The sequence below is a fragment of the Rhizobacter sp. Root1238 genome (assembly GCF_001425825.1).
Taxonomy (GTDB): domain Bacteria; phylum Pseudomonadota; class Gammaproteobacteria; order Burkholderiales; family Burkholderiaceae_C; genus Rhizobacter.
The window spans coordinates 39065-63166 of sequence record NZ_LMDM01000034.1 but is presented as its reverse complement, the minus strand read 5'-3'; the positions used below and the strand labels follow the sequence as shown (position 1 = coordinate 63166).

The window sequence follows — 24102 nt, the reverse complement described above, 5'->3', positions numbered from 1 at the left end:
AGATGACGACACTGAACGACCGCAGCCGCGCTGCGGTGTGGCACCCGTGCAGCCAGATGAAGCAGCACGAGACGCAGCCGCTGCTCGAAGTGGCCGCCGCCGATGGCGTGTGGCTGGTCGACAGCGCCGGCCGCCGCTACCTCGACGGCATCAGCTCGTGGTGGGTCAACCTGTTCGGGCACGGCCATCCGCACCTGCGCGCGGCGCTGCATGCGCAGCTCGACACGCTGTGCCACGTGATGCTGGCTGGCTGCACGCACGAGCCGGTGGTCGCGCTGTCGGAGCGGCTGGCGCAGCTCACCGGGCTGGGCCATGCGTTCTACGCGAGCGACGGCGCGGCCGCCACCGAGATCGCGCTGAAGATGAGCGCCCACCACTGGCGCAACCGTGGCCGGCCCGGCAAGACGAAGTTCATCGGGCTCGAAGGCGGCTACCACGGCGAGACGGTGGGCGCGCTGTCGGTCACCGACATCCCGCTGTTCCGCGACGCCTACGGCCCCTTGGTGCGGCTGAGCGCGACGGTGCCGAGCCCCGACGCGCGCGGCGCGTTGCCGGGCGAGACGCCGGCCGACGTGGCGCGCCGCTGCGCGCAGGCGCTGCAGGCGGTGCTGGAGTCGCGCCACGACGAGATTGCCGCGGTGATCGTCGAACCGCTGATCCAGTGCGCCGCCGGCATGGCGATGCACGACCCGGCGTACCTGCGCGAGCTGCGCGTGCTGTGCGACCGCTACCAGGTGCACCTGGTGTGTGACGAGATCGCGGTCGGCTTCGGCCGCACCGGCAGCCTGTTCGCGCACCAGCAGGCCGGCATCCTGCCGGACCTGCTGTGCCTGTCGAAGGGGCTGACCGGCGGCACGATGGCGCTGTCGACGGTGTTGACGACCGACGAGGTGTTCGCGTCGTTCTACGACGACAGCACCGCGCGCGGCTTCCTGCATTCGCATTCGTACACCGGCAACCCGCTGGCCTGCCGCGCCGCGCTCGCGACGCTGGAGATCTTCGGCCAGCGCGACTGGATGGCGCACAACGCCGCCACCGCGGCGCGGATGGACGCGCTGTGCGAGCCGCTGCGCGCGCACCCGGCGGTGCTGCGCAGCCGCCGGCTCGGCATGGTGTGGGCGTTCGACATCGACAGCAGCGACCCGCTGTTCGCGCGCCGCTACCACGCGGCCGCGCTGCGCCACGGGTTGATGCTGCGGCCGATCGGCAGCACGCTGTACTTCATGCCGCCGTACGTGATCGACGAGGCGGCGTGCGAGCAACTGGCCACAGGCGCGCTTGCCGCGTTGCAGGAGTGCACGTCATGAGGCTCGACCCCCACCCCGTTCGCGTCGAGCAGCGCACGCCCGTTCGCCCTGAGCAGGGACTGAGCTTGTCGAAGGCCCGTGTCGAAGGGTCGTGTCCGGAGCGGCGCGGCAGCTCCCTGGCTTGCGAGCAGGGCTTCGACAGGCTCAGCCCGACCCTTCGACAAGCTCAGGGCGAACGGGGGGAGCGAGGCTCAGGGCGAACGGAAACGGCGGAGATGACATGAGCGTCGAAGGCTATTTCGTCACCGGCACCGACACCGGCGTCGGCAAGACCCTCGTCAGCTGCACGCTGATGCTCGACCTGCGACGCCGGCACAAGCGCGTCGTCGGCATGAAGCCGGTGGCGGCCGGCACGGTCGCGACGCCGCACGGCGACGACAACGAAGACGTGCTCGCGCTGCGCGCCGTCGCCACCGTCGCGGTGCCGCGCGAGCTCGACAACCCGTACTGCCTGCCGCTGCCGATGTCCCCACACCTCGCGGCGCGCGCCGCCGGCGTGCAGATCGACATCTGCGAACTCGGCCGGCGCTACCGCGACCTCGCGGCGCTGGCCGATGCGGTGGTCGTCGAAGGCGCCGGCGGCTTCCTGGTGCCGCTGAACGACACGCAGACCGGCGCCGACCTGGCCCAGGCACTCGAGCTGCCGGTGCTGCTGGTGGTCGGCCTGCGGCTCGGCTGCCTGAACCATGCGCTGCTGACGCAGGAGGCGATTCGCGCCCGCGGCCTGCGGCTGGCCGGCTGGGTCGCGAACCGCGTCGACCCGGCGATGCTCGCCGCCGACGAGAACATCGCGACGCTGCGCGATCGCATCGACGCCCCGCTGTGGGCCGAACTGCCGCACCAGCCGCACGCGAACGCGCAGGACATGCTGCGCCACTGGATCGCCCGATGAACGCCTTCGACCTCGGCGAGATGGCCGCGCAGCTCGACGCGCTGGACGGGCAGAGCCTGCGCCGGCGCCGCCGCGTGGTGCAGCAGGTCGACGGGCCGCGCATGGTGGTCGACGGGGAAGCGCTGCTCGCGTTCTGCAGCAACGACTACCTCGGCCTCGCGCAGCACCCGGACCTGGTCGCGGCCGCGCAGCGCGCCGCGCAGCAGTACGGCGTCGGCGCGACCGCATCGCCGCTGGTCTGCGGCCACACCGAGGCGCACGACGCGCTGGAGCGCGAGCTGGCCGCCTTCGTCGGCCTGCCGGCGGCGCTGAGCTTCTATGCCGGCTTCGCGGCCAATGTCGGCCTGCTGCCGGCGCTGGTCGGGCGTGGCGACGCCTTGTTCTGCGATGCGCTGAACCACGCCTGCCTGATCGATGGTGCGCGGCTGTCGGGCGCGCAGATCGCGGTCTACCCGCATGGCGACCTGGCGGCACTGGCCGAACGGCTGGCCGCATCGACCGCCGAGCGCAAGCTGGTCGTCACCGATGCGGTGTTCAGCATGGACGGCGACCTTGCGCCGCTGCCCGAACTGCTGGCGCTGTGCGAACGCCACGATGCCTGGCTGCTGGTCGACGATGCGCACGGCTTCGGCGTGCTCGGGCCCGACGGCCGCGGCAGCGCGGCGCACTTCGGGCTGCAGTCGACACGGCTCGTCTACATGGCGACGCTCGGCAAGGCGGCCGGCGTTGCCGGGGCCTTCGTCGCCGGCGATGCGACGCTGATCGACTGGCTGCTGCAGCGCACCCGCAGCTACATCTTCGCGACCGCGATGCCGGCGATGCAGGCCGAGGCGCTGCGCGAGAGCCTGCGCGTGATGCAGCGCGAGCCGCAGCGCCGCGCGCACGTGATGGCACTGGTGCAGCGGCTGCGCGCCGGGCTGGCCGAGCTGCCGTGGGCCAACCCGCCGTCGCCGACGCCGGTGCAGCCGCTGATCCTCGGCGGCAATGCCGAGGCGCTGGAGATGGCCGCGGCCTTGCGCGAGCGCGGGCTGTGGGTGCCGGCGATCCGTCCGCCGACCGTGCCGGCCGGCACCGCGCGGCTGCGCATCACCTTGTCGGCAGCGCACACCGAGGCCGAGGTCGATCGGTTGCTGCATGCATTGCGAGAGATCGCCGAGAGGCGTAGAACCTGTTCACCCCACCCTGAAGGAGACCCCCATGTCTGACCCGATCGTCATCGTGTCCGCCGCCCGCACGCCCATCGGCGGCCTGCTGGGCGATTTCAGCGCGCTGGCCGGCCACCAGCTCGGCGCCATCGCGATCCAGGCCGCGGTGCAGCGCGCCGGCATCACCGGCGACGCCGTCGACGAGGTGCTGATGGGCAACTGCCTGATGGCCGGCCAGGGCCAGGCGCCGGCGCGCCAGGCGGCGCTCGGGGCCGGGCTGCCGCAATCGGCCGGCGCGGTGACGCTGTCGAAGATGTGCGGCTCGGGCATGCGCGCGATGATGTTCGCGCACGACATGCTGAAGGCCGGGAGCGTCGACGTGATGGTGGCCGGCGGCATGGAGAGCATGACCAACGCGCCGCACCTGATGTTCGCGCGCAAGGGCGTGCGCTACGGCGCGGCGCAGATGTTCGACCACATGGCGATCGACGGGCTGGAGGATGCCTACGACCGCGGCCGCGCGATGGGCGTGTTCGCCGAGGAATGCGTCGCCAAGTACCAGTTCAGCCGCGAGGCGCAGGATGCGTTCGCGATCGCGTCCACCCAGCGCAGCAAGCAGGCCAACGAAGACGGCAGCTTCGACTGGGAGATCGCGCCGGTCACGGTGGCGGGCAAGGGCGGCGACACCGTCGTGAAGTTCGACGAGCAGCCGTTCAAGGCCAAGCTCGACAAGATCCCGACGCTGAAGCCGGCCTTCAAGAAAGACGGCACGATCACCGCGGCGAATGCGTCGAGCATCTCCGATGGCGCCGCGGCGCTGGTGCTGATGCGCGAGAGCAGCGCGAAGCGGCTGGGCAGCCAGGTGCTCGCGCGCATCCATGCGCACGCGGTGCATGCGCAGGCGCCGAACTGGTTCACGACGGCACCGATCGGCGCGATCGACAAGGTGCTGAAGAAGACCGGCTGGGCCGCGAAGGACGTCGACCTGTGGGAGGTCAACGAGGCCTTCGCCGCGGTGACGATGGCCGCGATGCACGAGTTCAAGCTGCCGCACGAGATCGTCAACGTGCACGGCGGCGCCTGCGCGCTGGGCCACCCGATCGGTGCGAGCGGCGCGCGCATCGTCGTCACGCTGCTGGGCGCGCTGCGCAAGCGCGGGCTGAAGCGCGGCGTCGCGGCGCTGTGCATCGGTGGCGGCGAGGCGACGGCCATGGCGGTGGAGCTGGTTTGACGCGCAAGGCGCCGCGGACGCCTGTGCCCGCACCGGCAGCGGCACCGGTGCGCATCGGCACCGCGGGCTGGTCGATCCCCGCCGCGCTCGCTGACGCGATGCCCGGCGAAGGAACGCACCTCGAGCGCTATGCGCGGCGGATGAACTGCGTCGAGATCAACTCGTCGTTCTACCGCCCCCACCGGATGCCGACCTATGCGCGCTGGGCCGACAGCACGCCCGACGACTTTCGCTTTGCGGTGAAAGTGCCGAAGCGCATCACGCACGAAAGCCGGCTGGAGGGCTTTGACGAGTTGCTGGCGGCGTTTGTCGACGAAGCCGACGGGCTGGGCGGCAAGTGGGCTGTCGCGCTGGTGCAGTTGCCGCCGTCGCTCGCGCTGGATGACAAGGTGGCGGGCCGGTTCTTCGAGCGGCTCGGCGAAGCCTACGGGGGTGCCATCGTCTGCGAACCGCGGCACCTCAGCTGGTTCACGCCGCAGGCCGACGAGCTGCTGGAGCGTTGCGAAGTCTCGCGCGCGGCCGCCGACCCCGCGAAGTGGCCGCATGCGGGCGAGCCCGGTGGCTGGACAGGTTCCGCGAAGGCGCGTCGCCCGGCGGTGCTCTATCACCGCTGGCATGGCTCGCCGCGGGTCTACTGGTCCGCTTACGACACCGACTGGCTGCGCGAACGTGCGCAGGAACTCTCGCAACGGCCGGCCCCTGCGGACCGCTGGTGCATCTTCGACAACACGGCGTCGGGCGCGGCCTTGCCGAACGCCCTGCAGCTGCAGACACTCACCTCCCCATGAACATCCTGATCATCGGCGCGTCTCGCGGCATCGGCTTCGAATTCGTCCGCCAGTACCGCGAAGACGGCGCGCGCGTCACCGCGACCGCGCGCGACGACGCCGGCATCGCTCGGTTGCAGCAGTTGGGCGCCGAAGCCTTCGCGCTCGACGTGACCGACACCGCCAGCGCCTCGGGCCTGGCGTGGCGCATCGACGGGCAGGCGTTCGACGTCGTGATCGTCAACGCCGGCGTCACCGGGCCGCGGCTGGCCGCACCGCAGACGCCGAGCGAAGCCGACTTCGACACGGTGATGCACACCAACGTGCTCGGCGCGATGCGCATCCTGCCGCAGGTGATGGAGTCGCTCGCGCCCGGCGCGAGGCTCGCGGTGCTGTCGTCGCGGATGGGCTCGATCGGGCTGCGCAGCTCGGGCAGCAGCTGGCTGTACCGCGCATCGAAGGCGGCGTTGAACTCGGTGCTGAAGGACGTGTCGTTCTCGCTGCAGGGCCGCGCGACCTGCGTCGCGTTCCATCCGGGCTGGGTGCGCACCGACATGGGCGGCGCGTCGGCCGACATCGGCGTCGAGCAGAGCGTGGCCGACATGCGGCGCACGCTGGCCGCGCTGCAGCCGTCGGAGAACGGCAGCTTCCTGAACCACGACCACCAGCCGCTGGCCTGGTGACACTGAAGAAGAACACGAGGAGACGACCCCATGCTGACCGAAGACCACCGCGCGGTGCAGGACGCCGTGCGCGCCTACGTGCAGGACCGCATCGCCCCGCAGGCTGCCCGCTGGGACAAGGAGCACCACTTTCCGCAGGACGAGCTGCGCGGCCTGGCCGAGCTCGGCTGCTATGGCGTCGCGGTGCCCACCGAATGGGACGGTGCCGGGCTCGACTACCTGAGCCTGTCGCTGATCCTCGAGGAGATCGCGGCCGGCGACGGCGCGACGTCGACCATCGTCAGCGTCAACAACTGCCCGGTGTGCTCGATCCTGATGGCCTGGGCCGACGATGCGCAGAAGGCGCTGTGGCTGATGCCGCTGGCGCGCGGCGAGATGCTCGGCGCGTTCTGCCTGACCGAGCCGCATGTCGGCTCGCAGGCCGACGGGCTGAAGACGAGCGCGGTGCGCGACGGCGAGCACTACGTGCTGAACGGCGTGAAGCAGTTCATCACCAGCGGGAAGCATGGCGACGTCGCGATCGTGATGGCGGTGACCGACAAGGCGGCCGGCAAGAAGGGCATCAGCGCGTTCATCGTGCCGACCTCGACGCCGGGCTACGTGGTGGCGCGGCTCGAAGACAAGATGGGCCAGCATGCGAGCGACACCGCGCAGATCCTGTTCGAGAACTGCCGCATCCCGGCGGCGAACCGTCTTGGCGATGAAGGGCAGGGGCTGAAGATCGCGCTGTCGGGGCTGGAGGGCGGGCGCATCGGCATCGGCTCGCAGGCGGTGGGCATGGCGCGCGCGGCGTTCGAGGCGGCGCTGCGCTATGCGAAGGAGCGGGTCGCGTTCGGCAAGCCGATCTTCGAGCACCAGGCGCTGCAGTTCCGGCTGGCCGAGATGGCGACGCAGATCGAGGCGGCGCGGCAGCTGATCCACCATGCCGCGCGGTTGAAGGATGCCGGCCTGCCGTGCCTGAAAGAGGCGGCGATGGGCAAGCTGTTCGCGAGCGAGATGGCCGAGCGCGTGTGCAGCGAGGCGATCCAGATCCACGGCGGGTATGGCTACGTCAGCGATTTTTCGGTGGAGCGCATCTACCGCGACGTGCGGGTCTGCCAGATCTACGAAGGCACGAGCGATGTGCAGAAGATCCTGATCGGGCGGGCGTTGGCGGGGTGATTGAATGACCAGCCTGTCCACTGCGCCTGCTGCGTTGATCGCCGAAGTGCGCCAACTGATCGCGCAGGCCCGCCTGCGAACGGCGGCGGCCGTCAACGCCGAGTTGACCTGGCTGTACTGGCAGGTCGGCCGGCGCGTCCATCGCGAGATTCTGGGCAGCCAACGCGCCGGGTATGGCGAGGAGATTGTCTCCGCGCTGGCGAGACAATTGACCGTTGACTGTGGTCGCGGGTTTTCTGCGAAGAACATGCACCACATGGTTCGCTTTGCGCAGGTTTTTCCGGAGGAATCAACTGTCTCCGCACTGCGGAGACAATTGAGCTGGACCCATTTGAAGTCACTGATCTACCTCGACGACCCGCTCAAGCGCGATTTCTACATCGAGCTGTGTCGTCTTGAAACCTGGTCCTCCCGCCAGTTGCAGGATCGCATGCAGTCGCTGCTGTACGAGCGTTCCGCCCTGAGCCGCAAGCCCGACGAAACGATCCGGCACGATCTCGATGCGTTGCGGCACGAGCAGCAGCCGACGCCGGCGGTGTTGCTGAAAGATCCGTACCTGCTCGACTTCCTGGGGCTCAACGACCGCTACCTGGAAAAGGACCTGGAAGACGCCATCCTGGAGCTGTACCTGCGTTGGCTTGCAAAGCATGAGCAGGAACCTGGGGAAAATTTGCCGTTGGGCATCATCTTGTGCACTGGAAAAAAGCAGGAACAGATCGAGTTGCTCGAGCTCGACAAGAGCGGCATCCATGTGGCGGAGTACCTGACAGTGCTGCCTTCGCAAGAGAGCCTGCGAGAGACCTTGCACAGATCCATCGCGAATGCACGGCAACGCTTGTCGGACGCCAAACCGGAATTGGGGTAAGTCGACTTGAACGCCCTTCACACCCTCAGCTACGCCGGCGCCTTTTTCATCGGCTCCAACCTCGCCTCGTTCGTCTCCAAGTTCATCAGCAGCTTCCTGGCGGCGGCGAAGCGGCCGCTGTCTGCCGATGCGCTGTTCGTCCTCGAACGGATGGAGGACTTGGCCGAACTGCTGCTGTGGATTGCCGTGATGGTGCATGCGCTGCGGCACGTGTCGCCCGATCCCTGCCTCACCATCGCCAGCGCCTTCCTGCTGGTGGCCGTTGTCGGTTTCTTCATCGAGAAGAAGTTCGGCAAGGTTTCCAGCCGCGTGTTCTGGCTGAGGATTTCGGTGTCGTTCGCGGCATGCCTGTGGATCGCTTCCGTTGTGGCCGAGCACCTGTCGCGCACGGACCTCGCGTAGCAACGACGAACCTCTCGCCATCTGCAGCGACATGGAACTCTCACCATCGCATCGCCTCTTCACCACCCCGGGAGCCGCGGGCTGGAAGCTGACCGACTCCGACCTGCCGGCGCTGCAGGCGTTCTTCGACGCCAATCCCGGCTACTTCGTTGCGGTCAACGGCATGCCGCCGCGGCCCGACGAAGCCCGGCAGGAGTTCGAAGACCGCCCGCCGGCGGGGATGCCGTTCGACGACGCCTTCATCATCGGCTTCCATGACCCCACCGGCGGCTTGATCGCAATGGCATCGATCACGTCGAACCTGCTGGCACGCCATGTCTGGCACATCGGCCTGTTCATCGTCGCCACTTCGCTCCACGGGTCGGGAACCGCTCCCTCGTTGTACCAAGCTCTCGAAGCCTGGCTGAAGGCGCAGGGCGCGCTGTGGATCCGCCTCGGCGCCGTCGTCGGCAACACCCGGGCTGAGCGTTTCTGGGAGCGGCAGGGTTATGTCGAAGTCCGGCGCCGCACGGGAACACAGCTCGGCGACAGCAGCCACGCCGTCAGGGTCCTCGTGAAGCCGCTGGGCAGCTCGGGCCTCGACGACTACCTGGGCCTCGTCGCCCGCGATCGACCGGAGTCACTTCTGCCATGAACGCCACCCCCATCGACTTCTACTTCGACTTCTCGTCCCCGTACTCCTACATCGCCTCCGAATGGATCGAGGCGCTGGCCGCGCGCCACGGCCGCACGGTCGAATGGAAGGCGGTGATGCTCGGCGCGGTGTTCCAGGCGGCCGAATTGAAGAGCCCCGTCTCGCACCCGATCAAGCGCGAGTACTCGCTGCACGACTTCGAGCGCTCGGCGCGCTTCGCCGGCGTGCCACTCGCGATCCCGGCGAAGTTTCCGATCGCGACGCAGAACGCGGCACGGGTGTTCTGGTTCCTGCACGCCGACGACCCGGCACGCGCGGTGGCCTGGGCCCGCCTGTGCCTGCGCGCGTACTTCACGCAAGGCACCGATCTCGGCGATGCCGCCGCGCTGGCCGGATTGGCCGCCCAGCTCGGCTTCGAACCCGGCGGCGCAGAGCGCGTCTGGACGGATCCGGCCTGGAAGAACCGCTTGCGCGAAGTCAACGACGCGGCGGTTGCGGCCGGCGTGTTCGGCGCGCCGTTCTTCGTGCTGGATGGCGAGCCGTTCTGGGGCAATGACCGGCGTCCGCAGATCGAGCGCTGGCTGGAGCGCGGACCGTTCTGATCAAGCCCCGGATCACGGGCTGCGGGTCGGCTTCCTGCGGGTGACGGCAGGAACGCGGCCGATCCTGGTCGCTGCCTTCGTGCCTTCAGGCGGTCGCGCCATCACCCACTCGTACAGCCCCTGCGCCGCCACCGACAGCCCGCGGTCGCGCCGCCGCACCAGGTAGAGCTGCCGCTGCAGCCCGGCCCACGCCAGCGGCCGCGTGACCACCCCCGGCGCCTTGAAGTGGAACAGCGTCAGCCACGGCACGATGCTGACGCCCAGCCCCGCGCGCACCATGCCCATCACGGTGGCCAGCTGGTCGACTTCGAGCACCGCGTTCATCACCTGCGGATGGGTCGCGGCATCGAGGTACTGCCGCACACTCGAGGTGCGCGACAGGTGGATGAAGGGCCAGGCCGCGACGTCCTTCGGCCGCACCTCGGCGAGCTTCGCCAGCGGATGGCGGGCGGGGCACACCAGGTGGAAGTCGTCGCTGCAGAACGGCTCGGCGCGCAGCTCGGGCGTCTCGGCCCGCGTCGCCGCGAGCGCGAAGTCGGCCTGCCCGCTGCGCACGAGTTCGATGCAAGGCTCCGACAACACATCGGCCACCTGCAGCTCGATGCCCGGGTACGCGGTGCGGAACTCGGCCAGCACCGGCGGCAGCCAGCCGGCGGCGAGCGACGGCAGCAGCGCAATCGACACCCGCCCGCGCCGCCGCGCGGCCTGGTCGCGCACGCCGGCCAGCGCGCCGTCGAACTCGTCGAGCACGCGGCGCGCCGACAGCTCGAACTCGCGGCCCTCGGCCGTCAGCTCGACCGAGCGCGTGCTGCGGTCGAACAGCCGCAGCCCGAGCGCCTCTTCGAGCTGGCGGATCAGCGCGCTGAAGGCCGGCTGCGACAGGTGCATCGCCGCCGCGGCGCGGGTGAAGTTGCGCTGCGCGGCCAGCAGCACGAAGGCGCGCAGCTGGCGGGTCGACACATTCATTTGCATTGCAGATCAACTCATCGAAAAAAGCGAATTCCCATATTAATCGCCGCTGCCTACAGTCGCCACCAGGCTTGACACCAGACGCGCGGCCATGACCGCGCCAGCAGGAGACACATGAATCGCACCCCCTTGCGCATCGGCTGCGCCGCCGGCTTCTCGGGCGACCGCACCGATGCGGCCGGCCCGGTCGTCGACGCGCTGATCGCCGCCGGCGGCCCGGCCGTGCTGATCTTCGAGACGCTGGCCGAGCGCACGCTGGCACTGGCCCAGCTGGCGCGCCACGACGATCCGCAGGGCGGCTACGAACCGCTGCTCGACGACTTGCTGCGGCCGGTGCTTGCGCGCTGCCTGGCCGGCGGCGTGCGCATCGTCAGCAACTTCGGCGCGGCCAACCCATCGGGCGCCGCACGGCGCATCGCGGCGCTGGCCGGCGAACTCGGCCTGCGCATGCCGCGCATCGCAGTGGTGTCGGGCGACGACCTCGCCGGCGACGCGCACCGCGGCCTGCTGCTCGATGCGCTGGGCCGCCAGGGCGACGGGCTGCAGGTCGTGGCTGCCAATGCCTACCTCGGCGCCGAGGCGATCGCCGATGCGCTGCTGGCCGGCGCCGAGATCGTCGTCTGCGGCCGGGTCGCCGATCCGTCGCTGACGGTCGGGCCGGCGCTGGCGCACTTCGGTTGGGCGCGCGACGACTGGGACCGCATCGCCGGCGCCACGATGGCCGGGCACCTGCTCGAATGCGGCGCGCAGGTCAGCGGCGGCTACTACGCCGACCCGGGCTACAAGGACGTGCCGGGCCTCGCGACGCTCGGCTACCCGATCGCCGAGATCGACGCCGACGGCGGCTGCGTCATCACGAAGCCAGCCGGCACCGGCGGCCGCATCGACGAGCACACCGTGAAGGAGCAGTTGCTCTACGAGGTGCACGACCCCTTCGCGTACCTGACGCCCGACGTGGTCGCCGACATCGGCGACGCGCAGGTGCAGCAGCTCGGCCCCGACCGCGTGCGGCTCAGCGGCGTGCGCGGCCATGCGCGGCCGGCGCAGCTGAAGGTGAACGTCTGCCACGAGACCGGCTGGCTGGCCGAAGGCGAGATCTCGTACGCCGGCCCGCGCGCCGAGGCGCGTGCGCGGCTCGCGGCCGAGGTGCTGCGGGAGCGGTTGCACGGACTGGGGACGCTGCGTGCGGACCTGATCGGCGTCAGCAGCGTGTTCGGCGACGACGCCGGCACCTGGCAAGGCCACGCAGTCGGGCACGACGGCCGCGACGTGCGCTTGCGCGTCGCGCTGCAGCATGCCGAGCGCCGGCAGGCCGAGCGCCTCGCACGCGAGGTGACCGCCCTCTACACCTGTGGTCCGGCCGGCGGCGGCGGCGTGCGCACCGCGCTGCGGCGCCGCCTCGGCATCGCGAGCTGCAGCGTGCCGCGCGAGCGCGTCGATGCCGCCTTCGCGTTGCTGCCGACCGAGGCGGGTGCGGCATGAGCATCGATCACGACCGCGACCTCGTGGTGCCGCTCTACCGCGCCGCGCATGCGCGCACCGGCGACAAGGGCGACCGCGCCAACATCAGCCTGATCGCCTGGCATCCGCAGCTGTGGGCGCTGCTGGTCGAACAGATCGATGAAGACGCGGTGCGCGGCCAGTTCGCGCACCGCCGGCCCGGCCGCATCGTGCGCCACCTGCTGCCGAAGCTGCATGCGATGAACTTCGTGCTCGACGAGGTGCTCGACGGCGGCGTCAACGGTGCGCTGAACCTCGACGGCCACGGCAAGGCCTTGTCGTTCCTGCTGCTGGAACTGCCGCTGCGCGTGCCACGCGACCTCGTGCCGCTGCTGGCCGGGCCACCGCTCGATCCCGACGAATCCAACCTATGAACCGGAGACAAACGATGACGAAGTACCGCTCCCTGCTCGCGACCGCGCTGGCGCTCTCGGCGTTCGCCGGCCTGCCGCTCGCTGCGCAGGCGCAAGCCCCGGCCTGGCCTGCCAAGCCGATCACCTTCATCGTGCCGTTCGCGGCCGGCAGCGCGACCGACCAGCTGGCGCGCGCGCTCGGCCAGTCGATCACCGTCGACACGAAGCAGGCGGTCGTCGTCGACAACAAGGCCGGCGCGAGCGGCATGCTGGCGGCGCAGAGCGTGGCCCGCGCCGCGCCCGACGGCTACACCGTGCTGATCACCACCAACACCACGCACGCGGCCAACGAGCACCTCTACAAGAAGCTGCCGTACGACCCGGTGAAGGATTTCGTGCCGGTCACCGGGCTCGGCAAGGGCGGGCAGGTGATGGTGGTGAATGCGAGCTCGCCATACAAAACCGTGGCCGACGTGCTCGCCGCGGCGAAGCAGCAGCCGGGCAAGCTGAGCTTCGGCAGCGGCAGTTCGTCGAGCCGCGTCGCCGGCGAGCTGTTCAAGCAGATGGCGCACGTCGACCTGCTGCACGTGCCGTACAAGAGCAACCCGCTCGCGATCACCGACCTGCTCGGCGGCCAGATCGACCTGATGATCACCGACACCTCCACCGGCGTGCCGCAGGTCAAGGCCGGCAAGCTGCGTGCGCTCGGCATCTCGACCGCGCAACGCTCGACGCTGCTGCCCGAGGTGCCGACCATCGACGAGGCCGGCGTGAAGGGCTACGACATGGGCTACTGGTTCGCGGCCTATGTGCCGGCCGGCACGCCCGCGGCGGTGGTGCAGCGGCTGCGCGAGCTGCTGGTGGCCGGCACCGGCAGCGCCGCCGCGAAGAGCTTCTTCGACAACAGCGGCTCGGTGCCGTTCACGACCACGCCGGAGGGACTCGCCGCCTTCCAGGCGACCGAGACCCAGAAGTGGGGCAAGGTCATCAAGGCCGCCGGCATCGAACCCGAGTGATTCCAGCGCTTCGGCGCATCCCTTCGCCTCCCTGCAGCGGGCGCCGCCAGAGCGCCCCGGGGCGGAGCCTTTTCAACCGACAGGAGACAACATGACACGCTTCGATTCCAGGCGGCTGGCGGCGCTCGCGCTGGCGGCCTCGTTGGCGACCTCGCTGGCCGGCTGCGGTGGCAGCGATGGCACTTCAGCCGCGCCTGCCCCCGCGCCCGCATCGGCCACGCCGCAGGTCCACCTCAGCATCACCGCCACCGAAGACGTCGCCGGCAGCTACGGCAGCGTCGGCGCCTACGAGAAACTCAGCGGCACGCTGCGCGGCGAGGTCGATCCGAAGGACGCGCACAACGCCGTCATCCAGGACCTGGCGCTCGCGCCGGTCAATGCGCGCGGCATGGTCGAGTACAGCGCCGAGTTCGTGCTGCTGAAGCCGAAGGACATGGGCAAGGCCAGCGGCGTGCTGCGCTACGACGCGCCGAACCGCGGCAACATCCTGACGATGCCGAACCCGGCGGCGGTGCCGAGCGACGCGGTGTTCTTCGAACGCGGCTACGTGCTGCTGTATTCGGCCTGGCAGGGCGACGTGCCGAAGAGCAGCGCGGCGCGGCTCACGCTCACGGTGCCGGTGGCTGTCAACAAGGACGGCTCGGCCATCACCGGCACCTACCGCAGCGAGCTGGTGCCCGCGGCCGCGACACCGGTGATGACGCTGCCCGGCGGCGTCTTCAACGGCACGATGATTCCGTACGCACCGGCCAGCCTCGACAACACGCTGCCCGGCTATTCGTTGACGCGACGGCTGAACGACACCGATGCGCGCGTCGCGATCGCGCCGTCGGACTGGAAGTTCGCGGCCTGCGACGCCGCGGCCCATCCGTTCCCCGGCACGCCGGACGGCAGCAAGGTCTGCCTGAAGGGCGGCTTCGACCCGGCGTACCTGTACGAGCTGGTCTACGTCGCGAAGGACCCGAAGGTGATGGGCCTGGGCCTGGCCGCGCTGCGCGACACGGTGGGCTTCTTCCGCCACCAGGCGACCGATGCCGACGGCACGGCCAACCCGCTGGCCGGCCGCATCACGCATGCGATCGGACAGGGCACCTCGCAGTCGGGCAACGCGATGAAGACCTTCCTGCACCTGGGCTTCAACCAGGCGCTGGACGGCAGCAAGGTGTTCGACGGCCTGTATGCCCACGTGGCCGCGCGCCAGACCAACATCAACACGCGCTTCGCGGTGCCGGGCGGCGGCGGCGCGATCCGCACCGACCACACCGCGTTCGGCCAGACCGCGCCGCGCGCGCTCGGCAAGGACTACGTCGACCCGCTCACCGGCCGCAAGGGCGGCGTGATGACGCGCTGCGCCGCCACCAACACCTGCCCGAAGTTCTTCCTGGGCCTGTCGGGCACCGAGTTCTGGCAGCTGCAGGGCTCGCCGGTGCTGACCGACGCCTGGGGCTTCGCCGACCTGGCGCAGCCGGACAACGCTCGCATCTACTACTACACCGCGACGCAGCACGGCGGCGCCGGCGGCACCGCGAGCATCCTGTACGCGCCGACCAACAGCGTCTACCCGCGCGGCACGGTGGCGCACCACACCGACACCTTCCGCGCGTTGTTCATCGCGCTGGAGGACTGGGTGGTGCACGACACCGCACCGCCGCCGAGCCAGGTGCCGTCGATCGCCGCCGGCACGCTGGTGCGGCCCGACCAGCTGGTGTTCCCGGCGATCAAGGGGCTGAGCTGGCCGGTGGGCAACGTGGCCACCGCGGTGCCCGATTTCAGCTACCGCGGCTGGTTCAACGGCTACCGCGTGCTCGACTTCGGTCCGCAGTATGTGCCGCAGGACGAGAGCGGCATCGCGACCCAGTTGCCGCCGCTGGCCGGCACCGACTACGCGATCCTGGTGCCGAAGGTGGATGCGGCCACCGGCATGCCGACCGCCGGCATCCGCGGTGTCGAGGTGCAGGCGCCACTGGGCACCAGCATCGAGTTCAACTACCTCGCGACGCCGGGCATGGTCGACCTGACCAGCCTGACCGGCAGCTACCTGCCGTTCCACGCGACCGAGGCGGCGCGGCTCGCGGCGGGCGATGCGCGGCCGTCGCTGGAATCGCTGTATGGCAACCAGGCCGGCTATGTCGGCGCGGTCACCGCGGCAGCGAACGGGCTGGTCGCGCAGCGCTTCCTGTTGCAGCGGGATGCGGATCTGCGCATTCAGCAGGCCACCGCGACGGCCGTGCTGCCGTAGCCCGGGTGCTAGTTGCGGAATTCGCGCGGCGACTTGCCGGTCCACTGCTTGAACGCCCGCGCGAAGCTCTTGTCGTTGTCGAATCCGACCGCCTGCGCGACCTGTTTCACAGGCCGGTCGGTGCGCAGCAGCAGCTCGCAGGCCTGGTCGCGCCGCACCTCGTCCTTCAAGGCCTGCAGGCCGACGCCTTCGTCCTTCAGCTGCCGGTGCAGGCTGCGCACTGAAAGATTCAGCGCCTGCGCCAACGCATCCGCGGTGCCGAGCCGCGCGGCATCCTGCCGCAGCAGCTCGCGCACGCGGCGCGCCAGCAGCCGGTCGCGCCGGTAGGGCAGCACCGTCAGCGGCAGCGCGCGCTGCAGCATCGATTGCAGCGCGCGTTCGTCGCGCCGCAGCGGCATTGCCAGGTCCTGCGCGTCGAAGCTGAAGCCGGCCTGCGGCGCGTCGAACTGCACCGCGCCGGGGAACAGCACCGGGTAGACGTCGCGGTGCGGCGGCGCGGCGAACGGGAAGCGCGCATCGCGCAGCGCGATCCGCGAATCGACCGCCCAGCACGCGAAGCCGTGCAGGTAGCGCAGGCTGGTGACCAGGCAGAACTCGCGCAGCGCGCCGAAGCGGCGGTGCTCGTCGAGCGTGATGGTCGCGAGCGGGCCGTCCACCGCCAGGTCGAGCACCAGGTCGTCGGTCAGCAGCCGGTGGTGCCGGCACCAGCGCTTCAAGGCCACGCCGAGCGTCGGCGATGTGATCGAGGCCCGGCACAGCATGCCGTAGCTGCCCCACGGCAGCTTGCGCGAGAACCAGCCGAGCGCTTCGTCGTCGAGCTCCTGCATCGCGAACGCGCACAGGGCTTCCATCTGCGCGGCGGTGATGCGGGCCTCGCTGCGCCGCAGTTCGGCTGGCGTGATTTGTGCCTGCTGCAGCGCGCCGCGCGGATCGACGCCGTAGCGTTCGTACGCCAGCACCACGGCACGCACGAAGGCCATCGGCGTGGCGGCGGTGCGGCTGCCGCGCAGCGGAGGCGGCTTGGGGGGCGTGGCTCGGGGCATGCCGGCAAGTCTGGCACGATTTGCAACCTGCATGGCCGCCGATGCGGCCCCCGGCTGCGTATGCTGCGCAGGCCTAGACTTCGCCCAGCGCGGCGCCGGCGACCGCGCGCCCAGGAGACTCCATGCCCGCCCTTGCGTCCAAGCTCAGCCCCCGCTCGGAAGACTTCAAGGCCAACGCCGCGGCGATGCGCGTGCTGGTCGACGACCTGAACGCGAAGCTGGCGCGCATCGCGCAGGGCGGCGGCGACGGCCCGCGCGCCAAGCACCTGGCACGCGGCAAGCTGCTGCCGCGCGACCGGGTCGAGATGCTGCTCGACCCCGACACGCCGTTTCTCGAAGTGGCACCGCTGGCCGCACTGGGCCTGTACAACGACGATGCGCCGGGCGCCGGGCTGATCGCCGGCATCGGCCGCGTGTCGGGGGTCGACTGCATGATCGTCTGCAACGACGCGACGGTGAAGGGCGGCACCTACTACCCGATGACGGTCAAGAAGCACCTGCGCGCGCAGGAGATCGCGCAGGCCAACCGGCTGCCGTGCATCTACCTGGTCGACAGCGGCGGCGCGAACCTGCCGAACCAGGACGAGGTGTTTCCCGACCGCGACCACTTCGGCCGCATCTTCTTCAACCAGGCGCAGATGAGCGCGCAGGGCATCCCGCAGATCGCGGTGGTGATGGGCTCGTGCACCGCCGGCGGCGCGTACGTGCCGGCGATGAGCGACGAATCGATCATCGTGAAGAACCAGGGCACGATCTTCCTGGCCGGCCCGCCGCTGGTGAAGGCGGCCATCGGCGAGGTGGTCAGCGCCGAAGACCTGGGCGGCGGCGACGTGCACACGCGCCTGTCCGGCGTGGCCGACCACCTGGCGCAGAACGACACCCATGCGCTGGCGATCGCGCGCACCGCGGTCGCGCACCTGAACTGGCGCAAAGATGTGCCGCTGCGCTGCATCGCGCCGCGCGAGCCGCTGTTCGATGCGAGCGAACTGCACGGCGTGATCCCGACCGACACCCGCAAGCCGTTCGACGTGCGCGAGATCATCGCCCGCATCGTTGACGCCAGCGAGTTCGAGGAGTTCAAGGCGCGCTACGGCACGACGCTGGTCACCGGCTTCGCGCACATCGACGGCATGCCGGTCGGCATCGTCGCGAACAACGGCGTGCTGTTCTCCGAATCGGCGCAGAAGGGCGCGCACTTCATCGAGCTGTGCTGCCAGCGCAAGATCCCGCTGGTGTTCCTGCAGAACATCACCGGCTTCATGGTCGGCCGCAAGTACGAGGCCGAGGGCATCGCCAAGCACGGCGCGAAGATGGTGACGGCGGTGTCGACCGCGCAGGTGCCCAAGTTCACCGTGATCATCGGCGGCAGCTTCGGCGCCGGCAACTACGGCATGTGCGGCCGGGCGTTCGACCCGCGGCTGTTGTGGATGTGGCCGAACGCGCGCATCTCGGTGATGGGCGGCGAGCAGGCCGCGAGCGTGCTGGCGACCGTGCGGCGCGACGGCATCGAGGCCAAGGGCGGCAGCTGGAGCGCCGAGCAGGAAGCCGCCTTCAAGCAGCCGGTGCTCGACCAGTTCGAGCAGCAGGCGCACCCGTACTACGCGAGCGCGCGGCTGTGGGACGACGGTGTGATCGACCCGGCCGACACCCGCCGCGTGCTGTCGCTCGCGATCAGCGCGAGCCTGAACGCGCCGATCCCGGACGTGAAGTTCGGCGTGTTCCGGATGTGAGGGCGATGGCATGGATGCTCCCTGCAGAAGCGACTACACGCGCATGACTTCCGCCCCCGACCTCCGGCGCGCCGGGCAGTTCTTCACGCCCGCCGTCCTTCTCTTTGGGGATGCCGGCTTGGCATTCACGATCTGTCTCTACCATCCGCGGCTCAATAACACGGAGGTCGGAGATGCAAGACTGGAACAAGTGCGCCGCTGGCGCATGGCGGATCGCGTTCGCGGGTCTGGTGGTGGCGATGTTGGCCGGCTGCGCGGGAACGATCAAGCGCGACGACGCGCAATCGCTGCCTGCCACGACGGCGCGCGTGCCGGGTGTGGTGAAGGTGGTGGCGCGGCTGTCGCCCGAGGCGACCAAGCAGCAGGAGGACAACCGCCAGTTCAACCGGGACGAGCTGGCGGCGAACATGCGGCGGCGCCTCGAGGACAAGAGCCTCATCGGGCCGACGGCGACGCACCAGGTCGAGATCACCGTGACCGACATCCGGGTGCGCTCGTCGGTCGCCGCCGTGCTGCTCGGGTTCATGGCGGGCAACGACCACGTGAACGGCACGGTCCGTCTGCTGGACGCCGCCGGCAAGCCGGTCGCCAGCTTCAAGGTCGAGGCGAGCTATGCCTTCGGCGGCCTGGGCGGCGGTCAGGAAGCCCTGCGCATGAACTGGCTCTACGACAAGTTCTCCGAGATGACGGTTGCCGAACTGGAGAAGCTGGTTGTCGCGGTCAAGCCGGCGGACGAGACGCCGCCTGCGGCCGTTTCCTCGGCGCCCGCACCGGCTGCTCCGGCCGCCACCGCGCAACGCTGAGCGTTGAAGCCCGGCTGCCGGGATGGCAGCCGGCTCCCGGATCCGAGGGCGCGGTGTGATGAGCGCCACCCTCGACATCCGCCGACCATCGGCCCATGTGGCCACGGTGTGGCTGAACCGCCCCGACGTTCGCAACGCCTTCAACGACGGCGTCATTGCCGAGTTGCGGGACACCTTCGCCACGCTGGGTGCCGACACCGGCCTGCGCGCGATCGTGCTGGGCGGCCACGGCAAGGCCTTCTGCGCCGGCGCCGACCTGGCGTGGATGCGCGCGATGGCCGACTACAGCTGGGAGCAGAACCGCGCCGACGCGCAGGCGCTGGCGGACATGCTGTGGACGATCTGGAGTTGCCCGGTGCCGGTGGTCGGTCGCGTCCACGGCGACTGCTATGCCGGTGGCGTCGGCCTGGCCGCGGTGTGCGACGTGCTGGTGGCGTCCGACGCGGCTGCCTTCTGCCTCAGCGAGGCGAAGCTCGGCCTGCTGCCCGGCACCATCAGCCCCTACGTGATCCGCGCGCTGGGCGAGCAGGCCTCGCGCCGCTACCTGGTGACGGCCGAGCGCTTCACGGCCACGCAGGCGCATGCGCTCGGCTTCGTGCACGAGGTCTGTGCCGCCGATGCGCTGGACGCCAAGGTCGACGAGATCGTCGCCGCGCTGGTCGCCAACGGCCCGATGGCGGCACGCGCCTGCAAGCGGCTGGTGCAGGACATCGCCGGCCAGCCGATCACGGCGGCGCTGCGCGAGGACACCGCGCGCCGCATCGCCGACATCCGCGCGAGCGACGAAGGGCGCGAGGGCGTGCAGGCCTTCCTGGCCAAGCGCAAGCCGTCGTGGCTGGCGCCGGATTGAGCCCGCGATGAACCTCGACACGCCGCAACTGCTCGCGATCGCCGCCGCGCTCGGCTGGGCCAGCGGGCTGCGCCTGTATGCGGTGCTGTTCCTGACCGGTGCGGCCGGCGCGCTGGGCTGGATCGAGCTGCCGCACGGGTTGCGTCTGCTGCAGCATCCGCTGATGCTGGGCGCGAGCGGGGTGATGCTGTGCATCGAGTTCTTCGCCGACAAGATTCCCGGCGTCGACAGCCTGTGGGACGTGCTGCACACCGTGCTGCGCATCCCGGCCGGCGCGGCGCTGGCCGCCGCGGTGTTCGGCGCCGACCAGGCCACGTGGGCGGCGATCGCGGCGGTGCTGGGTGGCGGGCTGGCGGCCAGCAGCCACGTCGCGAAGGCCACCACGCGCGCGGCCGCCAACACCTCGCCGGAGCCGTTCTCGAACATCGGCCTGTCGCTGCTGGGCGACGGGCTGGTGCCGGCGGTGCTGTGGCTGTCGTGGACACATCCGCTGGTGTTGGCGGCGTTCCTGGTGCTCGCGCTCGCGGTGTCGGCGGCGCTGGTGTGGGTGCTCGCGAAATTCCTGCGGCAGCTGGTGCGCCGCTTTTCCGCCATGTCGCGCGGCACCGGCGCGACCGTCAGGGAGAGATCTTGAAAGCAGGCTGGACATCGGCATCGACCGGGGCGCGGCTTGCAGCCGTGCTGTTGCTGGGCCTGTGGTGTGCAGGGGCCGGCGCGCAGGCGCAGGCCCCTGACGAGGCGGCCGTGCTGAAGGACCTGCGCGAGCAGACGCAGTTCATCAGCGTCACCGTGACCGACCTCTACGGCAAGCAGCAGACGCGGCAGATCCCGGTGATGATCTTCCGCCCGGCAGGCGACGGACCGTTTCCGCTGGTCATCATGAACCACGGCCGTGCCACGGCCGAGAAGCGATCGGCGCAAGGCCGCCAGCGCTACGAGTGGCTGTCGCGCTACCTCGTCGGCAAGGGGTTCGCGGTGCTGCTGCCGACGCGCGTGGGCTATGCCGACACGTATGGCGATTTCGACCCGGAGGACACCGGCACCTGCCAATCGCGGCGTCCCGGGCCGATGGCGGTCGCGGTGGCCGACCAGGTGCTCGCGACCCTGGCGTTCGCGAAGACGCTGCCCTACATCGACACCTCGCGCTGGCTCGTCATGGGCCAGTCGGCTGGCGGCCTGACGGCGGTGTCCACCGTGTCGCGGCACCCGCCCGGCCTGGTGGGTGCGATCAATTTCTCGGGCGGCAGCGGCGGTGATCCGGAGGGCCGGCCGCGCAATCCGTGCAGCCCTCAGCAGGTCGAGGCGCTGTGGAAGGAACAGGCCCGCGGTGCGTCGGCGCCAATGCTGTGGCTGTACTGGGAGAACGACCTCTACTGGGGGCCGGACGTGCCGCGCCGCTGGCACGAAGCCTGGACCGCCGGTGGCGGCAAGGCCGAGTTCCACCAGTTGGCCGCAGCCGGCCAGAACGGCCACGGCGCAGTGAACTTCGACCTGGACCACTGGGTGCCGTTCGCCGAGGCCTTTCTCGCGAAGCTCGGCTTCGACACGCCGGGCGTGGTCGCGCGTCCGCCGGCCTCATCGTTCGCGGCCGTCGACGAGGTCGACAAGGTGCCGGTCAGCGCCGCCACGCGCGAAGGCCACTACCGCAAGTTCCTCGCCTCGAAGCTGCCGCGCGCCTACGCCGTCGGCCCGAACGGCGCGGCCGGCACCGCCAGCGGCGACTGGGCCATCGGCCGCGCCCTCGGCTTCTGCCAGCGCAAGGGCGAGCCCTGCAAGCTGTACGCGGTCGACAACGACGTGGTGTGGACGCCCTGATTCCGGAGACAACGATGTTCAACAAGATCCTGATCGCCAACCGTGGCGAGATCGCCTGCCGCGTCGCGGCCACCGCGCGCAAGCTCGGCATCCGCACCGTCGCGGTGTATTCCGACGCCGATGCCGACGCGAAGCACGTGCAGGCCTGCGACGAGGCGGTGCACCTCGGCGGCCCGGCGCCGAAAGAGAGCTACCTGCGCGGCGACCGCATCATCGCGGCCGCGCAGGCCACCGGCGCGCAGGCCATCCACCCGGGCTACGGCTTCCTCAGCGAGAACGAGGAGTTCGCGCAGGCCTGCGCCGATGCCGGGCTGGTCTTCATCGGCCCGCCGCCGTCGGCGATCCAGGCGATGGGGCTGAAGGCCGAATCGAAGCGGCTGATGGCCGAGGCCGGCGTGCCGCTGGTGCCCGGCTACCACGGGGCCGACCAGGACCCGCAGCTGCTGCAGCGCGAGGCCGACCGCATCGGCTACCCGGTGCTGATCAAGGCCAGCGCCGGCGGCGGTGGCAAGGGCATGCGGGCGGTGGCCTCGTCGGCCGAGTTCCAGGACGCGCTGGCCTCGTGCAAGCGCGAGGCGATCAACAGCTTCGGCGACGACGCGGTGCTGGTCGAGCGCTACGTGACCCGGCCGCGCCACATCGAGATCCAGGTGTTCGCCGATGCGCACGGCCGCTGCGTCTACCTGTTCGAGCGCGACTGCTCGGTGCAGCGCCGCCACCAGAAGGTGCTGGAAGAAGCGCCGGCGCCCGGCATGACCGAGGCGCGGCGGCGCGAGATGGGCCAGGCCGCGGTCGCGGCGGCGCAGGCGGTGGGCTACGTGGGCGCCGGCACGGTCGAGTTCATCGCCGAGCCCGCGGCCGATGGCGACCTGCGCTTCTACTTCATGGAGATGAACACCCGGCTGCAGGTCGAGCACCCGGTGACCGAGGCGATCACCGGGCTCGACCTGGTCGAGTGGCAACTGCGCGTCGCCGCCGGCGAGCCGCTGCCGCTGGCGCAGGACCAGCTGCGCATCCACGGCCATGCGATCGAAGCCCGCCTGTGCGCCGAGAACCCCGACGCCCAGTTCCTGCCGGCCACCGGCACGCTGCAGGTGTTCCGCACGCCCGACACCGCCGCCGGGTTCGAGCGCGGCGAGCTGCGGCTCGATGCCGGCGTGCGCGAAGGCGATGCGATCTCGCCCTACTACGACTCGATGATCGCCAAGCTGATCGTCTGGGGCGCCGACCGCGCGCAGGCGCTCGCGCGGCTGGATGCGGCGCTGGCGCAGACGCACATCGTCGGGCTGCACACCAACGTCGCGTTCCTGCGGCGGGTCGTCGGCAGCCGGTCGTTCGCGACGGCCGACCTCGACACCGCGTTGATCGAACGCGAGCGCGTCGCGCTGTTCGAGGCGCCGCCGCTGCCGCTGGCCTGCGTGGCGGCGGGCGTCGTCGCGCACGCGATCGCGGCCGAGGCCGCGTTGCAGACCGACGACCCGTGGTCGCGGCGCGACGGCTGGCGGCTGCACGGCGGCGCGCAGCGGCGCTTCGACATCGAGCTGCAGGGTGCGCACCACACGGTGATGCTGGAGCGCAACCACCGCGGCGCGATGACGCTGGCGGTCGGCGGCGAGCGGCATGCGTTCTCGGCGCAGTCGCTGTCGGCGCAACGCCACGTGGTGGTGGTCGGCGGGCGCCGCTGGGTGCTGACGGTGTATGCGGTGGGCGAGCGCATTGCGGTGTTCGCGCCCGAGGGCTCGGCGCTGGCCGGCGAGGTCGACCTGCTGGCGCATGCCGGCGACGGCGCGGCCGAAGGCGGGCGGTTGAGCGCGCCGATGCCGGGCAAGGTGGTGGCCTTCCTGGCGAAGGTGGGCGATCAGGTGAAGCAGGGCCAGCCGCTGGCGGTGCTGGAGGCGATGAAGATGGAACACACCATCACCGCGCCGCGCGATGGCACGGTGCAGGAACTGCTCTATTCAGCGGGTGACCAAGTGGGCGAAGGTGGCGAGCTGCTGCGCCTCGCTTAGGTTCGATGCACGACGATGACTGGCGGGCCGAGCGCCGGGCCGCCCCAAGCCGGCCCGCATCCCCTCGGGGGATCGCCTGGTGTACC

At 70.6% G+C, this 24102-nt stretch carries 23 protein-coding genes; 21 read left to right on the top strand and 2 right to left on the bottom strand.

Features of this window, described 5'->3' with window-relative positions:
* The first annotated feature begins 2 nt into the window (after positions 1-2).
* The 11 genes from bioA (at position 3) to ASC98_RS21565 (ending at position 9689) form a co-directional block, all read left to right on the top strand.
* Complete coding sequence (bioA, locus tag ASC98_RS21615) at positions 3-1307, top strand: adenosylmethionine--8-amino-7-oxononanoate transaminase (RefSeq protein ID WP_056815548.1); 1305 nt, start codon at positions 3-5, stop codon at positions 1305-1307.
* A gap of 220 nt (positions 1308-1527) precedes the next feature.
* Positions 1528-2199 carry a dethiobiotin synthase gene (gene bioD, locus ASC98_RS21610; protein ID WP_056815545.1) on the top strand — a complete coding sequence of 224 codons (672 nt, stop codon included), beginning with the start codon at positions 1528-1530 and terminating at the stop codon, positions 2197-2199.
* Positions 2196-3404, top strand: a complete 1209-nt coding sequence (gene bioF, locus ASC98_RS21605; RefSeq protein WP_056815541.1) for an 8-amino-7-oxononanoate synthase — start codon at positions 2196-2198, stop codon at positions 3402-3404. Before bioD ends, bioF begins: the two co-directional genes overlap by 4 nt.
* The gene (locus ASC98_RS21600; RefSeq protein ID WP_056815538.1) at positions 3397-4575 is read left to right on the top strand and encodes an acetyl-CoA C-acyltransferase; all 1179 of its coding nucleotides are present in this window, start codon (positions 3397-3399) and stop codon (positions 4573-4575) included. Before bioF ends, ASC98_RS21600 begins: the two co-directional genes overlap by 8 nt.
* Before the next feature lie 47 nt (positions 4576-4622).
* Positions 4623-5363 carry a DUF72 domain-containing protein gene (locus ASC98_RS21595; RefSeq protein WP_235581347.1) on the top strand — a complete coding sequence of 247 codons (741 nt, stop codon included), beginning with the start codon at positions 4623-4625 and terminating at the stop codon, positions 5361-5363.
* Entirely contained in the window at positions 5360-6025 is a 666-nt protein-coding gene (locus ASC98_RS21590) for an SDR family oxidoreductase (RefSeq protein WP_056815533.1), read from the top strand. The genes ASC98_RS21595 and ASC98_RS21590 overlap by 4 nt, the downstream gene beginning before the upstream one ends.
* Positions 6026-6055: 30 nt before the next feature.
* Positions 6056-7186 (top strand): acyl-CoA dehydrogenase family protein, encoded by a 1131-nt coding sequence (locus ASC98_RS21585; RefSeq protein ID WP_056815530.1) that lies wholly within the window; start codon positions 6056-6058, stop codon positions 7184-7186.
* Positions 7187-7190: 4 nt separating this feature from the next.
* Positions 7191-8051 (top strand): DUF1016 N-terminal domain-containing protein, encoded by an 861-nt coding sequence (locus tag ASC98_RS21580; RefSeq protein ID WP_056815527.1) that lies wholly within the window; start codon positions 7191-7193, stop codon positions 8049-8051.
* A gap of 6 nt (positions 8052-8057) precedes the next feature.
* Complete coding sequence (locus ASC98_RS21575; protein ID WP_056815525.1) at positions 8058-8453, top strand: hypothetical protein; 396 nt, start codon at positions 8058-8060, stop codon at positions 8451-8453.
* 31 nt (positions 8454-8484) lie between these two features.
* On the top strand, positions 8485-9087 hold the full coding sequence (locus ASC98_RS21570; protein ID WP_056815522.1) for a GNAT family N-acetyltransferase: 603 nt from the start codon (positions 8485-8487) through the stop codon (positions 9085-9087).
* Positions 9084-9689, top strand: a complete 606-nt coding sequence (locus ASC98_RS21565; RefSeq protein WP_056815519.1) for a 2-hydroxychromene-2-carboxylate isomerase — start codon at positions 9084-9086, stop codon at positions 9687-9689. Before ASC98_RS21570 ends, ASC98_RS21565 begins: the two co-directional genes overlap by 4 nt.
* Positions 9690-9701: 12 nt before the next feature.
* Here ASC98_RS21565 and ASC98_RS21560 read toward each other — a convergent pair whose 3' ends face one another.
* Entirely contained in the window at positions 9702-10655 is a 954-nt protein-coding gene (locus ASC98_RS21560) for a LysR family transcriptional regulator (protein WP_056815516.1), read from the bottom strand.
* 117 nt (positions 10656-10772) lie between these two features.
* Here ASC98_RS21560 and ASC98_RS21555 point away from each other — a divergent pair, with 117 nt between their 5' ends.
* From ASC98_RS21555 to ASC98_RS21540, 4 genes are all read left to right on the top strand, one after another.
* Positions 10773-12140: an acyclic terpene utilization AtuA family protein gene (locus ASC98_RS21555; protein WP_056815513.1), complete on the top strand. Its 1368-nt coding sequence runs from the start codon at positions 10773-10775 to the stop codon at positions 12138-12140.
* A complete protein-coding gene (locus ASC98_RS21550) occupies positions 12137-12532 on the top strand; it encodes a hypothetical protein (protein WP_056815510.1) in 396 nt (131 codons plus the stop codon). Before ASC98_RS21555 ends, ASC98_RS21550 begins: the two co-directional genes overlap by 4 nt.
* A gap of 14 nt (positions 12533-12546) precedes the next feature.
* Positions 12547-13527, top strand: a complete 981-nt coding sequence (locus ASC98_RS21545) for a tripartite tricarboxylate transporter substrate binding protein (protein ID WP_056815508.1) — start codon at positions 12547-12549, stop codon at positions 13525-13527.
* Positions 13528-13618: 91 nt separating this feature from the next.
* The gene (locus ASC98_RS21540; RefSeq protein ID WP_056815503.1) at positions 13619-15766 is read left to right on the top strand and encodes an alpha/beta hydrolase domain-containing protein; all 2148 of its coding nucleotides are present in this window, start codon (positions 13619-13621) and stop codon (positions 15764-15766) included.
* A gap of 8 nt (positions 15767-15774) precedes the next feature.
* On the opposite strand, the gene ASC98_RS21535 is transcribed toward ASC98_RS21540, so the two are convergent.
* Positions 15775-16809 carry an AraC family transcriptional regulator gene (locus ASC98_RS21535; protein WP_056815500.1) on the bottom strand — a complete coding sequence of 345 codons (1035 nt, stop codon included), beginning with the start codon at positions 16807-16809 and terminating at the stop codon, positions 15775-15777.
* A 122-nt stretch (positions 16810-16931) separates the two neighbouring features.
* Between ASC98_RS21535 and ASC98_RS21530 the strand changes: the two genes are divergently transcribed.
* The 6 genes from ASC98_RS21530 (at position 16932) to ASC98_RS21505 (ending at position 24016) form a co-directional block, all read left to right on the top strand.
* Positions 16932-18539 carry a carboxyl transferase domain-containing protein gene (locus tag ASC98_RS21530; RefSeq protein WP_056815498.1) on the top strand — a complete coding sequence of 536 codons (1608 nt, stop codon included), beginning with the start codon at positions 16932-16934 and terminating at the stop codon, positions 18537-18539.
* A gap of 173 nt (positions 18540-18712) precedes the next feature.
* Positions 18713-19342, top strand: a complete 630-nt coding sequence (locus ASC98_RS21525) for a DUF4410 domain-containing protein (protein ID WP_056815495.1) — start codon at positions 18713-18715, stop codon at positions 19340-19342.
* A gap of 58 nt (positions 19343-19400) precedes the next feature.
* On the top strand, positions 19401-20192 hold the full coding sequence (locus ASC98_RS21520) for an enoyl-CoA hydratase/isomerase family protein (RefSeq protein ID WP_056815492.1): 792 nt from the start codon (positions 19401-19403) through the stop codon (positions 20190-20192).
* A gap of 7 nt (positions 20193-20199) precedes the next feature.
* Positions 20200-20826, top strand: coding sequence for a DUF4126 domain-containing protein (locus tag ASC98_RS21515; protein ID WP_056815487.1), 627 nt, complete (start codon positions 20200-20202; stop codon positions 20824-20826).
* Entirely contained in the window at positions 20823-22007 is a 1185-nt protein-coding gene (locus tag ASC98_RS21510) for a dienelactone hydrolase family protein (protein WP_056815484.1), read from the top strand. Before ASC98_RS21515 ends, ASC98_RS21510 begins: the two co-directional genes overlap by 4 nt.
* Positions 22008-22021: 14 nt before the next feature.
* Positions 22022-24016, top strand: coding sequence for an acetyl/propionyl/methylcrotonyl-CoA carboxylase subunit alpha (locus tag ASC98_RS21505; protein WP_056815481.1), 1995 nt, complete (start codon positions 22022-22024; stop codon positions 24014-24016).
* Positions 24017-24102 lie beyond the last annotated feature (86 nt).

What these genes read in the sequence shown, in the direction of transcription:
- bioA (WP_056815548.1), top strand. Translation starts at nt 3, where the DNA reads ATGACGACACTGAACGACCGCAGCCGCGCTGCGGTGTGGCACCCGTGC.
- bioD (WP_056815545.1), top strand. Translation starts at nt 1,528, where the DNA reads ATGAGCGTCGAAGGCTATTTCGTCACCGGCACCGACACCGGCGTCGGC.
- bioF (WP_056815541.1), top strand. Translation starts at nt 2,196, where the DNA reads ATGAACGCCTTCGACCTCGGCGAGATGGCCGCGCAGCTCGACGCGCTG.
- ASC98_RS21600 (WP_056815538.1), top strand. Translation starts at nt 3,397, where the DNA reads ATGTCTGACCCGATCGTCATCGTGTCCGCCGCCCGCACGCCCATCGGC.
- ASC98_RS21590 (WP_056815533.1), top strand. Translation starts at nt 5,360, where the DNA reads ATGAACATCCTGATCATCGGCGCGTCTCGCGGCATCGGCTTCGAATTC.
- ASC98_RS21585 (WP_056815530.1), top strand. Translation starts at nt 6,056, where the DNA reads ATGCTGACCGAAGACCACCGCGCGGTGCAGGACGCCGTGCGCGCCTAC.
- ASC98_RS21580 (WP_056815527.1), top strand. Translation starts at nt 7,191, where the DNA reads ATGACCAGCCTGTCCACTGCGCCTGCTGCGTTGATCGCCGAAGTGCGC.
- ASC98_RS21570 (WP_056815522.1), top strand. Translation starts at nt 8,485, where the DNA reads ATGGAACTCTCACCATCGCATCGCCTCTTCACCACCCCGGGAGCCGCG.
- ASC98_RS21565 (WP_056815519.1), top strand. Translation starts at nt 9,084, where the DNA reads ATGAACGCCACCCCCATCGACTTCTACTTCGACTTCTCGTCCCCGTAC.
- ASC98_RS21560 (WP_056815516.1), bottom strand. Translation starts at nt 10,655, where the DNA reads ATGAATGTGTCGACCCGCCAGCTGCGCGCCTTCGTGCTGCTGGCCGCG.
- ASC98_RS21555 (WP_056815513.1), top strand. Translation starts at nt 10,773, where the DNA reads ATGAATCGCACCCCCTTGCGCATCGGCTGCGCCGCCGGCTTCTCGGGC.
- ASC98_RS21550 (WP_056815510.1), top strand. Translation starts at nt 12,137, where the DNA reads ATGAGCATCGATCACGACCGCGACCTCGTGGTGCCGCTCTACCGCGCC.
- ASC98_RS21545 (WP_056815508.1), top strand. Translation starts at nt 12,547, where the DNA reads ATGACGAAGTACCGCTCCCTGCTCGCGACCGCGCTGGCGCTCTCGGCG.
- ASC98_RS21540 (WP_056815503.1), top strand. Translation starts at nt 13,619, where the DNA reads ATGACACGCTTCGATTCCAGGCGGCTGGCGGCGCTCGCGCTGGCGGCC.
- ASC98_RS21535 (WP_056815500.1), bottom strand. Translation starts at nt 16,809, where the DNA reads ATGCCCCGAGCCACGCCCCCCAAGCCGCCTCCGCTGCGCGGCAGCCGC.
- ASC98_RS21530 (WP_056815498.1), top strand. Translation starts at nt 16,932, where the DNA reads ATGCCCGCCCTTGCGTCCAAGCTCAGCCCCCGCTCGGAAGACTTCAAG.
- ASC98_RS21525 (WP_056815495.1), top strand. Translation starts at nt 18,713, where the DNA reads ATGCAAGACTGGAACAAGTGCGCCGCTGGCGCATGGCGGATCGCGTTC.
- ASC98_RS21520 (WP_056815492.1), top strand. Translation starts at nt 19,401, where the DNA reads ATGAGCGCCACCCTCGACATCCGCCGACCATCGGCCCATGTGGCCACG.
- ASC98_RS21515 (WP_056815487.1), top strand. Translation starts at nt 20,200, where the DNA reads ATGAACCTCGACACGCCGCAACTGCTCGCGATCGCCGCCGCGCTCGGC.
- ASC98_RS21505 (WP_056815481.1), top strand. Translation starts at nt 22,022, where the DNA reads ATGTTCAACAAGATCCTGATCGCCAACCGTGGCGAGATCGCCTGCCGC.